This is a genomic window from Collinsella sp. CLA-ER-H6 (assembly GCF_040092305.1).
GTDB lineage: Bacteria > Actinomycetota > Coriobacteriia > Coriobacteriales > Coriobacteriaceae > Collinsella.
The window spans coordinates 18,993-35,121 of sequence record NZ_JBBNLS010000013.1 but is presented as its reverse complement, the minus strand read 5'-3'; the positions used below and the strand labels follow the sequence as shown (position 1 = coordinate 35,121).

9 protein-coding genes and 1 pseudogene are annotated in these 16,129 nt (G+C 61.2%); 9 read left to right on the top strand and 1 reads right to left on the bottom strand.

What is annotated here, in order from left to right; genetic code table 11:
- Positions 1-51: 51 nt before the first annotated feature.
- From AAAX77_RS06840 to AAAX77_RS06805, 8 genes and pseudogenes are all read left to right on the top strand, one after another.
- Entirely contained in the window at positions 52-1,329 is a 1,278-nt protein-coding gene (locus AAAX77_RS06840; RefSeq protein WP_349105464.1) for an ammonium transporter, read from the top strand.
- A 190-nt stretch (positions 1,330-1,519) separates the two neighbouring features.
- Positions 1,520-1,858, top strand: coding sequence for a P-II family nitrogen regulator (locus AAAX77_RS06835; protein ID WP_089572298.1), 339 nt, complete (start codon positions 1,520-1,522; stop codon positions 1,856-1,858).
- An 87-nt stretch (positions 1,859-1,945) separates the two neighbouring features.
- Entirely contained in the window at positions 1,946-2,803 is an 858-nt protein-coding gene (locus AAAX77_RS06830) for an HAD family hydrolase (RefSeq protein ID WP_349105462.1), read from the top strand.
- Between the two features lie 119 nt (positions 2,804-2,922).
- Positions 2,923-3,633 carry a TetR-like C-terminal domain-containing protein gene (locus tag AAAX77_RS06825; RefSeq protein WP_349105460.1) on the top strand — a complete coding sequence of 237 codons (711 nt, stop codon included), beginning with the start codon at positions 2,923-2,925 and terminating at the stop codon, positions 3,631-3,633.
- A 12-nt stretch (positions 3,634-3,645) separates the two neighbouring features.
- Positions 3,646-8,433: an acyl-CoA dehydratase activase-related protein gene (locus tag AAAX77_RS06820; protein WP_349105459.1), complete on the top strand. Its 4,788-nt coding sequence runs from the start codon at positions 3,646-3,648 to the stop codon at positions 8,431-8,433.
- 415 nt (positions 8,434-8,848) lie between these two features.
- Complete coding sequence (locus tag AAAX77_RS06815; RefSeq protein WP_271758444.1) at positions 8,849-9,808, top strand: 3-hydroxyacyl-CoA dehydrogenase; 960 nt, start codon at positions 8,849-8,851, stop codon at positions 9,806-9,808.
- Positions 9,809-9,904: 96 nt separating this feature from the next.
- Positions 9,905-10,366, top strand: a pseudogene (locus tag AAAX77_RS06810) (aryl-sulfate sulfotransferase); the annotation flags it as partial.
- 289 nt (positions 10,367-10,655) lie between these two features.
- The gene (locus tag AAAX77_RS06805) at positions 10,656-11,006 is read left to right on the top strand and encodes a hypothetical protein (RefSeq protein WP_349105457.1); all 351 of its coding nucleotides are present in this window, start codon (positions 10,656-10,658) and stop codon (positions 11,004-11,006) included.
- 126 nt (positions 11,007-11,132) lie between these two features.
- Here AAAX77_RS06805 and AAAX77_RS06800 read toward each other — a convergent pair whose 3' ends face one another.
- Entirely contained in the window at positions 11,133-12,272 is a 1,140-nt protein-coding gene (locus AAAX77_RS06800) for a DUF389 domain-containing protein (RefSeq protein WP_349105455.1), read from the bottom strand.
- Between the two features lie 307 nt (positions 12,273-12,579).
- Between AAAX77_RS06800 and AAAX77_RS06795 the strand changes: the two genes are divergently transcribed.
- On the top strand, positions 12,580-16,035 hold the full coding sequence (locus AAAX77_RS06795; protein ID WP_349105453.1) for a CAP domain-containing protein: 3,456 nt from the start codon (positions 12,580-12,582) through the stop codon (positions 16,033-16,035).
- The last annotated feature ends 94 nt before the right edge of the window (positions 16,036-16,129 follow it).

The window sequence follows — 16,129 nt, the reverse complement described above, 5'->3', positions numbered from 1 at the left end:
CTCGGCCGCATTATGGGCGCCGACAACGTTCATGTGACTAAGGGGGAGCGAATGTACGATACGGGATCGACAACGTTTATGCTCATCTGCACCATGCTCGTGTTTTTAATGACACCGGGTCTGGCGTTTTTCTATGGCGGCCTGTCCAGGCGCAAAAATGTCATCAACACCATGCTCATGTGCTTTGGCGCCATTGGTCTGGTTGGTGTGCTGTGGATTGTTGCCGGCTGGTCGCTGGCCTACGGCGGCGACGGTTCCAGTCCGTTTATTGGAGGCCTTGACCAGCTGATGTGCCTGCCGGTGCTCAACCAGGTGCTGCAGGCGGCCGAGGGCAATGCCGCGGACGGCGCCGTCTACCCTCAAATCATCAACATCGCCTTCCAAATGGCGTTTGCCATGATCACGGCTGCTATCGTCACGGGCAGCCTGGCCGGCCGCGTTAAGTTTGGCGCCATGACGGCCTTCCTGGGCATTTGGCTGCTTGTAGTCTATGCGCCGCTTGCCCACATGGTTTGGGGTGGCGATGGCTCCTTTATCGGCGACATCATCGGCGCACTCGACTTTGCCGGCGGCGACGTGGTGCACATTTCGTCTGGTCTTACGGGTCTGATTCTCTGTTTAATGCTCGGCCGTCGTCGTGGCTTTGGCATGGTGAGCTACCGTCCGCATAACGTGCCGTTTGTGGCGCTGGGCGCCGGTCTGCTTTGGTTTGGCTGGTTTGGCTTTAACGGCGGCAGCGAGTTTAAGGCTGACGCCGTGGCGGCGCTCGCCATCCTCAACACCGTGACGGCCAGCGCGGCGGGTATGGTCTCGTGGCTTGTCGTCGAGCGCGTGCATACCGGTCGCCCCACGCTGGTGGGTGCCAGCACCGGTCTGGTTGCGGGCCTTGTGGTGGTCACGCCCGGCGCGGGCTTTGTCGAGCCGTGGGCGGCGCTGGTCATGGGCCTGATCGTCTCGCCCGTTTGCTACCTGGCTATCAGTCATCTCAAGACCAAGTTTGGCTATGACGATGCGCTCGACGCGTTTGGCTGCCATGGCGTCGGCGGCATCTTGGGCGGCGTGCTCACGGGCCTGTTCTGCGTGCCGGAGCTTTCGTGGACCGGTAAGGGCGGGCTGTTCCACACGGGCGATGTGTCACTGCTCATCTCACAGATCTTGGGCATTGTGGTGACGGTCGCTATTGTACTGGTACTCGATTTGGTGATCGCTGCGGTGGTCAAGGCGCTGTTCCATGGCAGCCTGCGCGTGGATGAGGCCGACGAGGCGTTGGGCCTGGATGCGAGTCAGCACGGCGAGAGCGCGTATCCCTCCTTCTCGGGACTCGATTAGCAGCTTCCCCAGGCTCCGCACCTCGCCGTTCAATCGTCGCGCGGCTTTCCCAGGCACCCGAGATTGCCCCTCAAACCGTCGCTTGCGTACCGAAGTACGCGGCGCTCCTCTTTCGGGGCAATCTCGGGCACCTCGAAAACCCGCGTCATTGAATGGCAATTCATTTCTTTATTAAAGAGAGGAATTCATTATGAAAAAGATCACGGCTATCGTGCGCCAGGAAAAGCTTGAGGTTCTTAAAGATGCGCTGTTTGCTGCTGATGTTCGTGGCATGACCATCAACCAGGTGCAGGGCTGCGGCGCGCAGCATGGCTGGAAGGAATACGTGCGCGGCAACGAGTTGCTTGTCAACACGATCCCTAAGGTACAGTTCACCCTTATCTGCGCCGATGAGCATGTCGACGGAATTGTCGAGATTATCTGCAATGCTGCTCGCACCGGTGCCGTTGGAGACGGCAAGATTTGGGTCGAGCCGGTCGAGGAGGTCATCCGCATCCGTACCGGCGAACACGGCCCCGCCGCGGTGTAGGACAATCTCTCGCCTGACGGGCGCGCCTCTCTTGGGGTGCGCCCGTTCTCGTCTACAATATCGTGCAGACGAAGGAGAGGCATGTCCATGATCAAGATGTTTGCGAGTGACTTAGACGGAACGCTGCTGAATGCCCTACACGAGGCCGACGGAACCATCCGCCGCGCCATTCGCGAGCTGACCGAAGCCGGGCTGCATGTGGTTCCCGCGACCGGACGCTCGACGCTGCCGATCGGCGAGCATGGCTTCACAGGTCTGGCACTCGACGCCTGCTGCTCCAACGGATCCATCGTGCGTGACAGCCATGGTGAGGTGCTCAAGACCTGGACCATCGACCCGCAGGTTACCGAGGAGCTGCTCAAGGCGTTCCCGGACATTTGCTTCGACTGCTCCACGCCCGACGGCATGTTCTCGAGCGGTTCGTTCGAGATGCACCAGGCGGGTTTTAAGAAGGACAGCCCTATTAAGCGCATCGTGATGCGTGGCATGCGCGCGCGTGGCGGGTATCACGAGGAGCAGTATTTCGATCAGTCGATTGGCGACATCCTGCGCCACGATGTGTGCAAGATCAACTGCCGCGTGACCTCGCCCGAGCTGGAGCGCGACCTTAAGGCATATTTGGCCGAGCGATCGGACCGCGTGGTCAACGCGCCGTTCGATCCGGTGATGTTCGAGATCACGGACGTGGCGTGCAGCAAGGGCGAGAGCGTGGCCTGGCTGGCGGGCTACTACGGTATTGCCGAGGACGAGGTCGCGGTTTACGGCGACGGCGGTAACGACATTGCCATGCTCAAGCGTTTCCGCCACAGCTACGCAACCAAAAACGCAAGCGATGCAGCTAAGGCCGCCGCGAGCGCGACCATCGGCAGTTGCATGGTCCACGCCGTCCCCAAACACATGCTCGCCACCATGCACAAGCAAAACTCCCGCACCGTCATCGAATAATGTGACAAGGGGGCAGTCCCTGTCACATCCAAAATATTGCCTTTACGTGTTGATGCACACGGTGTGCAATAATACTCGCACTGTGCAATAGCGCACAGGCTGAGTAACAAGGAGGACGTTTGTCCCAGCTCGAGAAATGCGATCGCCGGTCCCTTCGCTCGCAGCGTGCCCTTCGCCAGGCACTTGCCAGCGAGCTTGCCGAAAGCGGCGACCTTTCGCGCATTAATGTCGCGTCGCTCACCGAGCGCGCTGGCCTTACGCGCCGCACGTTCTATTCGCACTACCGCGATATCCCCGACTTTATCAATCAAATCGAGGACGGCTTGCTGGCCGAGATCCGTGAGCGCATTGAGCTCATCACCGCAGCTCAGCTGCCCGATCTCTATCACAACATCGATGAGCTCGAGCCGGCACCCGGTTCGGTTGAGTTGCTGCGCTACCTTGCGGCCAACCGCGATTTAATCGGATCGCTGCTGGGCCCGGGCGGCGACCCCGCCTTTATTAAAAAGATCATCGATACCGCACGCGAGGCCGTGGTGCCGCGCGCACAGACGGGCATTTTGGGCTTGGCGCTGGGCACCTTCTTTGACTACTACGTCACCTATGTCGTGAGTGCCGAGGTCGGCATGATCCAGCGTTGGTTTGAGCGTGACCTTTCTGAATCGCCCGAGACCATGGCGCGCATTATGACGGTTATCGCCTTTGTGCGCCCCGGCGACCTGTATGGCCAACCCATCGATATCAACGTGCCGGAATACGGCATGAAGCTATTGAACTTGCAGCTCGAGGACGCGGTCGACACCGCCGCAACCGTCGAGTCCAACAACTAAGAGGAGAGACAGATGAGCAAACTCGTCGAGGGCATTAAGGACCGTGTGGTCGCTGCCGCACGCGAGGCCGCGCCCGCCGTGGCGGATGCCGCGCAGAAGGCTGCGGCCGCTGCTGCCGAGAAAGTCGCTGAGGCAGTTGCCGATGCCAAGAACGCGGCAGGGGAGGCGTCCGTCGCTAGCGAGCCCGCCACCGCCGCTGAGTCCGTAGCCGCCACTGGCGCCCACGCCCCCGAAGGCGCGATCTTCAACCCCGAGAACGCTCGTGGCAACCTGCACTTGGGCATCGACGTGGGCTCCACCACCGTTAAGCTCGCCGTGCTCAACGACGACAACCAGATTGTCTACGCCAAGTACCAGCGCCACCACACCGACGTCCGCGCTTGTGCCCGCGACCTGTTCGAGGGTGCTGCGACCGTGCTGCCGACGGCCCAGATGACCTGCGCCATTACCGGCTCGGGCGGCCTGCTGCTGTCCCAGTGGCTCGACCTGGAGTTTGTCCAGGAGGTCATCGCCAGCAAGCGCGCCGTCGAGACCCTCATCCCTGCCACCGATGTCGCCATCGAGCTGGGCGGCGAGGACGCCAAGATCATCTACTTCGACAACGGCATCGAGCAGCGCATGAACGGCACCTGCGCCGGCGGTACGGGCGCGTTCATCGACCAGATGGCAACCCTGCTGCACACCGATGCCAGCGGCCTTAACGAACTCGCGGCCAACGCCACCACCATCTATCCCATCGCCAGCCGCTGCGGCGTCTTTGCCAAGACCGACGTGCAGCCGCTGCTCAACGAGGGCGCCCGCCTCGAGGACGTGGCTGCCTCCATCTTCCAGGCCGTCGTGACCCAGACCATCTCGGGCCTGGCGTGTGGCCGTCCCATCCGCGGCAACGTTGCCTTCCTGGGCGGCCCGCTGCAGTACCTCTCCGAGCTGCGCCACCGCTTCTACCTCACGCTCAACCTGGACGAGGAGCACCGCATTGTGCCCCAAAACGCCCACCTGTTTGTGGCGAGCGGCGCCGCCATGGCGCACGAGTCCAACAAGCTCAGCACGTTCCCGCAGCTCATCGAGGCCATCGACAGCTTGGGCGACACGCAGGGTGCCGAGGTCGAGCGTCTGGATCCGCTCTTTGCCACCGACGAGGACTTTGCCGAGTTCAAGACCCGCCACGACACCGAGGTCGTCCCCAAGGGCAAGCTCGAAGGCTACACCGGCCGCGTGTTCATTGGCATCGACGCCGGTTCCACTACCATGAAGGCCGCGCTCGTGGGCGAGGACGGCCAACTGTTGCACACCTGGTACGGCAACAACAACGGCGACATCCTGGGCACGGCCAAGGTCATCATGGCCGATTTCTACAACCACATCCCCGCCGGTTGCACCATCGGCCACGTGACCACCACGGGTTACGGCGAGGCGCTGCTCATTGAGGCTCTCAAGGCCGATTCCGGCGAGATCGAGACCGTCGCGCACCTGCGCGGCGCCAAGGCATTCCTGCCCGGCGTCGAGTTTATCCTGGACATCGGCGGCCAGGACATGAAGTGCCTGCGCGTCAAGGACGGCGTTATCGAGCACATCATGCTCAACGAGGCTTGCTCGTCGGGTTGCGGTAGCTTTATCGAGAGCTTCGCCGTCTCTATGAACATGGACGTGCGCGCGTTTGCCGACGCCGCCATCCATGCCAAGGCCCCGGTCGACCTGGGCAGTCGCTGCACGGTCTTTATGAACTCGCGCGTCAAGCAGGCGCAAAAGGAAGGCGCCACGGTGGGCGACATCGCGGCCGGCCTGTCCTATTCCGTCATCAAGAACGCTCTGTTCAAGGTCATTAAGCTGCGTGACCCCAAGGAGATCGGCAGCCAGGTGATCGTTCAGGGCGGCACCTTTATGTCCGATGCCACGCTGCGCGCGTTTGAGCAGCTCACCGGCGTTCATGCCGTGCGTCCTGATATCGCCGGCTGCATGGGCGCCTATGGCGCTGCCCTGCTCGCCCGCGATCGCGCCGGCGCCGACGGCACCTCGACCATCCTCTCGGCCGAGGACATCGCGCACCTCACCGTGACGCAAAAGCATGTCCGCTGCGGCCGTTGCTCCAACAACTGCCAGCTTACCGTCAACGACTTTGGCGGCGGCAGGCGCTTCATTACCGGCAACCGCTGCGAGAAGGGCGCCGGCCACAAAAAGCAGAAGACCGAGGCCCCCAACCTCTTCAAAAAGAAAAACGAGCTGCTCTTTAACCGCGAGGTGCTGAGCCCCGACGAGGCCCCGCGCGGCACCGTCGGCATCCCGCGCGCACTCAACATGTACGAGAACTACCCCTTCTGGCATGCGTTCTTTACGCGCCTGGGCTTTAGCGTGCAGCTGTCCGACCAGTCGAGCAAAAAGACCTACCAGGCGGGCATCGAGTCCATGCCGTCCGAGAGCGTGTGCTACCCGGCAAAGATGAGCCACGGCCATGTGATGAACCTTATCGACCGCGATGTCGACTTTATCTGGATGCCGTGCGTGCGCTGGGAGCGCAAGGAGGACCCGACGGCCGGTAACTGCTACAACTGCCCCATCGTCATGAGCTACCCCACGGCGCTGGCGCTCAACATCGACGAGATCCGCGAGCAGAACATCGAGTTCCTGTATCCGTTTGTGCCCTATCACGACAAGACCGAGCTCAAGCGCCGTCTGTACCAGGTGCTCGCCGTCGACCGCGTGGCCGATGCGCAAGCCGGTCGCGGTCGCGTGCGTGGACCCAAGATCACGCGCTCCGAGGTCGATGCCGCCGTCAACGCTGCCTTTGAGGCCGATGCGCGTTTCCACGAGGACATCCAGACCATGGGCGAGGAGGCTCTTAAGTGGGTCGAGGACCACGGCGGTCACGGCATCGTGCTCGCCGGCCGTCCCTACCATAACGACCCCGAGATCAACCACGCCCTGCCCGAGCTTATCTCGAGCTTTGGCTTTGCGGTCTTTACCGAGGATTCGCTCGCGCATCTCGTGAAGCCCGAGCGTCCGATTCGCGTCGTCGACCAGTGGATGTACCACAGCCGCCTGTACGCCGTCGCCCGTTTTGTGACGATGCGCAACGACCTGGACCTGATCCAGCTCAACTCCTTCGGCTGCGGCTTGGACGCTCTGACCACCGACCAGGTGCAGGAGATCCTGGAGGCCAGCGGCAAGATCTACACCGTGCTCAAGATTGACGAGGTGTCCAACCTGGGCGCCGCGCGCATCCGCATTCGCTCGCTCATGGCCGCGCTCAAGGACCAGGAGGCCGAGCGCCTGGCCGATGCCACGGCCGCGGGCGAGGCCTACGAGCAGGGCGATGCCGCGCCGGTGGCTCCCTCCACGGATGCTCCCGCGTTTGCGAGCCGCAAGTACACGTTCGAGGCGCAGCGTGAGAGCGCTTCTACCGCGTGGCCCAAGGTGCCCTTTACCGAGCAGATGCGCGAGGAGGGCTACACCATCCTGTGCCCGCAGATGGCGCCGATCCACTTTGACCTGGTCAAAGAGGTGTTCCGCGGTGCCGGCTACAACTTGGAGCTGCTGCCCTCGACCGATCACGACGCCGTCGAGGCCGGCCTGCGCTACGTGAACAACGACATCTGCTATCCGTCGATCCTGGTGACGGGCCAGATTATGGAGGCCATCGAGAGCGGTCGGTACGACCTGTCCAAGACGGCTGTGGTCATCAGCCAGACCGGCGGCGGCTGCCGTGCCACCAACTACATCGCACTCATCCGCAAGGCCCTGCGCGAGAGCGGCCACCCCGAGATTCCGGTGATCTCGCTTTCGGCCGTGGCGCTCGGCGAGGACAACCCTGGCTTTAAGATTACGCCGGCGCTGCTTAAGCAGGCCGTCTACGCGGTACTCTTTGGCGACGTGATGATGCAGATGCTCTACCGCTGCCGCCCGTACGAGGCCACGCCCGGTGCCGCCAATGCGCTCTACGAGGAGTACATGGCGCGCGCCCGCAAGCTGGCGCCCAAGTTTAACCGCCACAACTACACCAAGCTGTGCCGCGAGGCCATCCGCGCGTTCGACACCATGCCGCTCGTGGGCGAGGGCACCAAGCCACGCGTGGGCGTGGTCGGCGAGATCTTGGTCAAGTTCCACCCTACGGCCAACAACCACGTGGTCGACGTTATCGAGCGCGAGGGCTGCGAGGCCGTGGTGCCGGGCCTGCTCGACTTCTTCCTGTACTCCATGAGCAACGCCGAGCTGCAGAAGGACGAGCTGGGAAGCTCTGCTACCACGCGCGCTGGTATGCAGGCGCTCATCAAACTCGTGGACTGGATGCGCACGCCGGTGGAGGAGATGCTCGAAAAGTCCCGCCGCTTTGAGGCGCCCGAGCGCATCGGCACCATGGCCGACAAGGCCCGCACGGTACTTTCGGTGTGCAACAACATGGGCGAGGGGTGGCTCCTCACGGCCGAGATGCTCGACCTGATCGACCACGGTGCGCCCAACATCATCTGCACGCAGCCCTTTGCGTGCCTGCCTAACCACGTGGTGGGCAAGGCCGTGATCAAGGAGCTGCGCCGTCAGCACCCCGAGAGCAATATCGTCGCGGTGGACTACGACCCCGGCGCGTCCGAGGTCAACCAGCTCAACCGTATTAAGCTCATGATCAGCGTGGCCAAGGAAAACATGCGCGCCGGCAAGGGCTTTAAGCTTGAGAAGGTGGCGCCGCTCGCGATGGATGAGGTCACCGGCCAGATGCGTGCCCACGATGGCTGCGTGAGCTGCGGCTCGGTCGACGAGAGTGCCGTGGCGTCGGTCGCTGAGCGCCTGGGACGCGGCATTAAGAAGTAGACGGCCCGCTTTGAGCCGGATATGAGACAAACGGGTGGTAGTCGTACCGGCTACCACCCGTTTTTGCTGGACATATGTTGCGCAAATGATCTCGCTGCAGCCTTCCGTGGGCTCGTATTTCAGAAGTGCGGTGAAAAACGCGAACCTCCCGAGCACACCGCCTTTTTAGACTCCCGCGACCTGCGGTTTTGTTGTCAAAAAAGCCGATCTGGTCGGCGAAACCCGATTTTTCCCCGCACTTCCGAAAACAGCGGTTCAGCAGCGCCAAAAAATGGCCTCAAAATCGAGAGTTAATGAACAAATGTAGCCGTTCGCCGCGAAATACCGTCCGTTTATAGAACCCGCCCTCGGCTCGCGGCCTCCTTACGGTTGAATAAATACACATCTATGGAATTACGTAAGAGAGGACCGTCCCATGAGCTACAAGACCGTTTGCGTCGCCGGCGGTGGCGTGCTGGGAAGCCAGATTGCCTTTCAGGCTGCCTACTGCGGCTTTGATGTAACGATTTGGCTGCGCAGCGAGGGCAGCATCGGCCGCACCCAGCCCAAGATCGATCATGTGCGCGAGGAGTACATCGCGGCAATCGAGGGTATGGCGGACGGCACGGGCGAGTGGTGCTCCGGTATCGCCGATAGCGGCAAGCCCTTCGACAAAGAGGCGGCACTCGCCGCCGTTGAGCGCGCCTACTCCACACTCAAGCTAGAGCTCGATCTTGCCAAGGCAGTGGCCGACGCCGATTTGGTCATCGAGTCTATGGCTGAGGATACCCAGGCAAAGATTGACTTCTACAAGAAGCTCGCCCCGGTCCTTCCGCAAAAGACCGTCGTCGTGACCAACTCCTCCACGTTACTGCCGAGTACCTTTGCCAAGTACACTGGCCGCCCCGAGAAGTACCTGTCGCTGCACTTTGCCAACTCTATCTGGAAGAACAACATGACCGAGGTCATGGCACAGGACCAGACCGACAAGCGCTACTTCGATGAACTCGTCGACTTTGCCAACGACATCCGTATGCTGGCGTTGCCCGTCAACAAGGAAAAGAACGGTTATCTGCTCAACTCCATGTTGGTACCGTGGCTGCTTTCGGGCCTTGATCTGTACGTCTCGGGCGTGAGCGATCCCAAGAGCATCGACCTCGCGTGGACGCGTGGCACCGGCGCTCCCAAGGGCCCGTTCCGCGTATTCGACACGGTGGGTATCCAGACGGCCTACAACATCGTCATGCAGTATCAGAAGGTGCCGGGCCTGGTGAGCCCGCTGCTCAAGAAGATGATGATGCCCTACAACTTTAAGGCCATGGCCTCCGTCCTCAAGAAAATGCTCGACGAAGGCAAGCTGGGCGAAAGCTCGGGCGAGGGCTTCTTCAAGTACTAAGAACGATCCCTCGGGGTCGGAGGAAAACGGATCATTTTCGGCCGCCAGCAGTGAGAAGATGGACCCAGAAATAGAAAGGAGTGGCAATGGGCTGGCTCGGGCTTTGAAGACAAGTTATTGCAGGCCCAGGGCGATTTCTCGCTCAATGCAGGCCAGCACAGCGTGACGTATCTGCCGAGTTCTGACACGGCAGCGACTGGTCGCTACCAGGTGCTGCTATACGACAACAACTTTGGTGCGACCGAGCGCTATCCCAAGTTCGACTGGGGCCAGCTGGGCGCCGCGGTGGTGACCGACTACAGCAAGGGAACGCATTCGTTTGGGCGCATCTTTACGGTGGACGAGGCCGCGCGCACCTACGAGCTTGTGGACCAGATCGCAGTGCCGTTCTCGGGTTATGTGAGCAGTGCGCAGCGCGTCGGCGGTTCGAATAGCACGCTCGCGGCATCGGGCATGGCCAAGACCTTTGCCGAGTACGATCGCTATGGACTGCCCATCGCCACCTACGAGATGGAAGCCGAAAAGTACATCTACCGCGTGTACAAGTACGAGCTGTAGGGCCGCGCTTAGGTTTGACCAATGGAGTATGAAAACACGCCGTTCGCCGATGCCCCCTCCGCGAGTGGCAGCCATATGGTTTGATGTCAGAAACATATAGTTGTCGCCAGCCTGCTGGCGACGTTCCCCCTGATATCGGAGGTTCCAGGTATGTTTCACGCTCCGTTAAACAACTATCGGTTGGGCTAACATGGGTCGCCGTGCTATTTCGATAACCCTTGCAGTGGTCTGTCTAGCTGTGCTCCTAGGCGCTACAGGGCTGTTTGCTATAAGCCGAGAAACGTCCTACATGCAGAAATGCGCTTCCGAAGGTTTTGCCATTGACGGTTACTATCGGGACGACAAGACGAGTCTGGAAACCCTGGCCTTTCTTGAAGAGGATAACCATCGGTGGCAACTGGTCGACAAAGACGGCAGCTGCGTTGACGGGCAGTTTAAGCGTACGGATGACCCCAACATCCTGATATTAAAGAAGGAAAACGGCGAAGAATTCGGTACGGTCCACGTGGCGTATATGTCACGCCGACGCGAGCAGGGCCAGCTCTATCTATTTAGAGATAGCAAAGTGCCCCGATTTTATCTGGTGAGCACCAAACCTGCGTTTACGGTGGAGTCTGGCGATGTCGATCTGGACAGTTGATTCACGGCAATAAAAAAGCGAGCGGGGCGCGGGTGTGAACTGCACCCCGCTATTTGCTCGTGTCCGTATCGCGCCTGCGCCTCGTCGCAACTTGCGTCCGTGCGAGCATTCATCCCGCGCTCTGCATCACTTCACATCGAACTCCACGCGATCGAGTTCGGGTACGTTGAGGTCTATGAGCTTGCGGGCGACGTGGCGGTCGTGCGCCCCGAGCGCCACGCTTGTCGTCACGTGGGCGACAATCTCACGCTCGACGATGCCCTCCTCCTCGCCTTCGGTAGCCGAGGTCTCGACGGCGACGGTGTAATCCTTAAAGCCCGGCAGCACCGCGGCAAGCTCGCGCGTGGTCTCGGTGACGCCGTAGCCGTCCTGCACGCCGGCCTGCGCCGAGCCAATGGAGCCTGCGGTCATAACGATGCAGGGGATGGCAAAGATGACCGTTCCCACGATGATGCGGCGGCGCACTTTGCGTGACAGCTCGTTGACCTCGGCGTTTTCCTCGGCGGTCACAATACCGTCGCCGTTCAGGTCGCGCTTGAGCGGCACGCGCAAAAGAAGCAGCACGGCTTCGGCAGCCAGTGCGATAAAGACCACGTTGATGCCAAACTCGTAGAGCGCCGAGAGAAACAGCGATCCGCTTGCGATGGCGATGCCGTAGCCCGCCGCGCACAGGGGTGGCATCAGCGCGGTCGCCACGGCCACGCCGGCGATGAGCGTGGCGGGTTCCTGGTCGCGCGAGTTGCCCAGGCCGCCCGCAAAGCCGCCCGCGAGCGCGACGGCAAGGTCCCACACAGTCGGTGTCGAGTTGTCGATGATGGCGGCCGTGGTGGTGCCAAGGGGCGAGAGCTTAAAGTACAGCGTGGACGTGACCAGGCAAAAGGCCATCTGCAGCGCAAGGCTGGCGACGGCTTCGACGGTAATCTCGCGGTCGAGCGTGGCAATACCGTATGCCATGGCAAGGACCGAGCCCATAAGCGGGCAGATGAGCATGGCGCCCACGATGGCAATGTCCGAATCGATATCGAGGCCGATGCTTGCGATGAGCATGGCGATGATGAGGATACACAGGTGAGAGCCAGTCAGACGCGCCCCGTTTACAAAACGCTTGCGGATCACGTGATAGGGCGCGCGTCCCTCGCGAATGTTGAACGCGCGCTTTAAAAAGCGACCAGCCTGCTCGGCAGCCTCACTATGGGCAGGGCGGATGCCGTGGCGCCGGTGATGGCGTTCGCGTAGTCGCTTGATCTGTTGTTTGTCGAGTTCCATGTCCACCTCGTTCCAGCGCGGTCCGCGCAACGCGCCCGTTGTCCTAACTCTACACCGTGGCGGGCGGGGTGTCTGTTGGATGCGGAATCCGATAGGGCGGATGACGCGGGAGCAAATGCAAATCACAGGCTCAATTCCATCCCGCAAGAATATGATGCACCAGTTCCTTCAAATGTGACGAAACTGTGAAGCACGAGAGCGTGAATTTCAAAAAATACGCTGGTCGCCAATGTTGCGCAACAGAATTCAAAAATCGACAGCTACCGTTTGATACGTATGGATACATCCGTGTCAAAGGGAGAAAGCCATGGCAAACTACAGTCCACAACACTTTGAGCCTCGGGCCAAGGCCGTCAACGTCAAGGGCGTTGCCAACCGCGCCGTCGCAACCGTTTTGACGGCGGGCCTCATCGCTCAGCCGCTCATGTCGCCGCTGGCGGCAATCGCCGCACCGTCAACCGATAACGGCGATTCTGTTCAGGGGGGGGGTAGTTCTGTAGAGAATACCGTTGCCGCCGGTAACCAAGCGGTCGTAAAGACGGCTGCCCAGCTGGCCGAGGAGTCGGCAAAGCAGCTCAAGGACGCTCAGGCCGCCTACGATGCCGCCCAGAAGAAGGCCGACGCGGCGGGCCAGTCTCAAAAGCAGACGCAGCAGCAAAAGAATCAGGCCTCGCAGGCTGTGAGCGACAACGAAATCGAGCAGAACGCAGCAGAAGTCGCCGCGCTCCAGGAGAAGATTGACGAGCTCAAAGCCGCCGTCGAAAAGACCGAGCAGCAGCAGAAGAAGCTGGGCGACCTGAACGATCAGCTCGATCAAGCCAACAAGAGTGTCGAGGATAAGACCCAGGCGCTCAAGGACGCCAAGGCAAAGCAGGATGAGGCCAAGAAGGCCCTCGATGATGCCCAAGCTAAGCTCGAGGCCATGGGTATGGACGAGTACGAGGCCGCCAAGAAGGCCGTCGAGGACGCGCAGGCCAAGCTCAATGCGGCGAATGCCGATGTGAAGACGGCCGAGGGTGAGCTCGATGCCGCTAAGACCGCCGCCGACAATGCTGAGCAGGCAAAGAGTGATGCCGAGTCTGCTCTGACGACTGCCCAGGCCAAGAAGCAGGAGACTGCCGCTGCGCTCGCAGCCGCAACCACCGCGCGCGATAACGCCCAGCAGAAGTTCAACCAGGCGCAGGCCGCGCTCGATGCTGCCGTCTCGGGTACGGGTGTCGACCTGAGTGCGCTTGAGGCCGCCAAGATCGCTGCTGCTGGTGAGCTCAAGACCGCGCAGGCGGAGCTCAATGCCGCGACGGATGCCGACGCCACCGCACAGACAAATCTGCAGGCCGCCCAGGCTGCCGTCGCTGCCGCGCAGGAGAAGGCCAACGCCGCCAACGCTGCTGTGGCATCTGCCCAGTCTGCATACGATGCGGCAAACAAGGAGTACAAGGACGCGGCCAGTAAGCGTGACGCCGCGAAGACGGCATACGAGCAGGCCCAGCAGACTGAGGCCGACAAGAAGGCGGAGTACGACCGTCTCGTCGAGGTCCGTCAGCAGAAGCACAGCGAGTGGGAGACGGCATGCGCCGCTTCGAACGCCGCGGAAAAGGCTTATGACGCTGCTAATGCCCAGGTTGAGGCTCTTGAGCAGCAGATTGCAGACCTAAAGTCCAACATGACCGTTGACCAGGAAGTCATCAGTCAGGGTATGTTCGGCTTCATGAACTACATCATCGGCGGCAGCCAGTTCACAGCAACGCAGAAGAAGAACGCCCAGGACGCCGTATCGATGCTGACAGGTGTCGATGACAAGGCCGAATGGTATGACAAGTACGTCGATCAGGACATGTCGCGCGACACCAACCCGCTTTCCTTGGAGCAGATGCGTAACGCCCTGACCTACCTCGATACCCAGAACAACCTCCGCAAGGCGAATGGTCAGTCGGCACTCAGCGTCAGCCTCCGCATGACTGTGGCAGCCGCCCTTAATACATCATATTCATCGAACATCTGGGGACACTCGAACTGCTACTTCGACAACGGTGAAAACCTTGCTGGCGGAGGCGGCGCATATACCGGCGGCGAGACCGAGGACACCCTCGGCTGGCCCTATACCGGCCTCTACACCCAGGAGAAAGAGGCATTCGATAAGTACGTCGCGCAGTATGGCGACGAGCTCGGTAGCCACCGATATGATTCCTACTATATCTACCAGCACTACAACAGCATTTATCATGAGTGCGGGCATTATCTCAACATTATCGATGCCGGTGCGAAGGCTATCGGCATCGCAACCGGTAGCGGTAAGAATACCGATTCCGAGGTAACCATCTTCGATTACAGTGCTGATGACACTCAGGCTGATTTCACTGTCCCCGAGTTCAAGAAGCTCCTCAACGACTACATCGATTCCGCCTACAATGCAGGCGGCACACAGGAGCAGAAGGAGCAGCTGAAGCAGCTTCAGAACAAGCTGGCAGATGCGCAGAAGACGATGGGCACGGCCGATACGGCATATCTCGCCGCTCTCAATAACCAGAAGGACGCGCAAGACGCCTATACCGCGGCCGACACGAACGTGAACGCCGCCAAGGGCGAGTACGAGAAGGCCAAGTCCGGCACAGCCGCCGCGAAGACGGCATACGACGCAGCGAAGGACGCACTCGGCGGAATCGACATCGAGTCCCTCAAGCAGAACCTCGATGCCGCAAAGAGCAAGGCCGCTACTGCCCAGGCAGCTCTCGATAAGGCAAACGCCACGCTTGCTGACAGCAAGACGAAGGCAGCCGATGCCGCTGCTCGAAAGGCGAAGGCTCGCAGCGCCCGCGATGCCGCCAAGGCAAAATCCGACCAGGCCAATGAGGCGTATGGCAACGCTACCGCTTCGGTCAAGGACCTTGCCGCCAAGCGCGATGCCGCCCAGGCGGACCTTGCGAATAAGCAGGGCTCGCTTGACGATGCCAAGAAGGCCGACGATGCCGCCCAGACTGGTGTAGACAAGGCCCAGGCCGCAGATGTCCAGGCCGCGACCGCTCTTTCGGGCGCCAAGCAGGCAGTTGCCGCCAAGACGCAGACCCTGTCCGACGCACAGGCGAAGGCCAAGGCCGCCGAGGGCGAGCTTGCCACCGCAAACAAGGCCTTCGAGCGCTTCGCCGGCGCTCAGAAGGCGGTCGACGACGCCAAGGCCGCCTATGACGCTACCGTCGCCGGTGTCGCCGATGCCCGGAAGCAGCTCGAGGCCGCCAACGGAGCCGTCGTCGATGCGAACTTCGAGATCGTCAAGGCCAAGGCCGAGCTTGCCAACGACGAGGCACTCAAGGCCGATCTTGAGGCTGTCGACCACAAGGCATCCCTTGCCGCGGGCACGACGGGCAACGAGAAGCTGGTCAAGCTGAACGCTGCCTACGCCCGCTATAAGGCCGCCGTCGATGCCGCCGCTGGCCTCAAGGCTGCTCTGAGCGATGCCGATGCCAAGCTGTCCGATGCCAACGACGCCTATGCCGCCGCGCTTGCCGAGCTTGGCGATGCCAAGGATGCCCTGGCTGCCGCGCAGGCCGAGTACAACAAGTATCATCCCAAGGCTGAGCCGCAGGCCAAGGCTCAGGTTGCGCAGGCTGCTGCAAAGGCCCCCGTTGCCAAGAAACAGGCTGCGCCTGCCGCGCTCGCCCAGACCGGTGATGACTCCGCGCTTGCGGGTGAGGTGTTCGTCATCGGTGGCATTACGCTCGTTGCCGCGGGCGTGACGCTGGGTGATCGTCGTCGCAAGCACATGTAGTGATTCGGGCGTCGGCTCTGCAACGAACTTCAATTCATAACGGGACCGTCTCGTTAGCCAAACGATAAGGCCGGCGCGCTGTTAAACGCAGCGC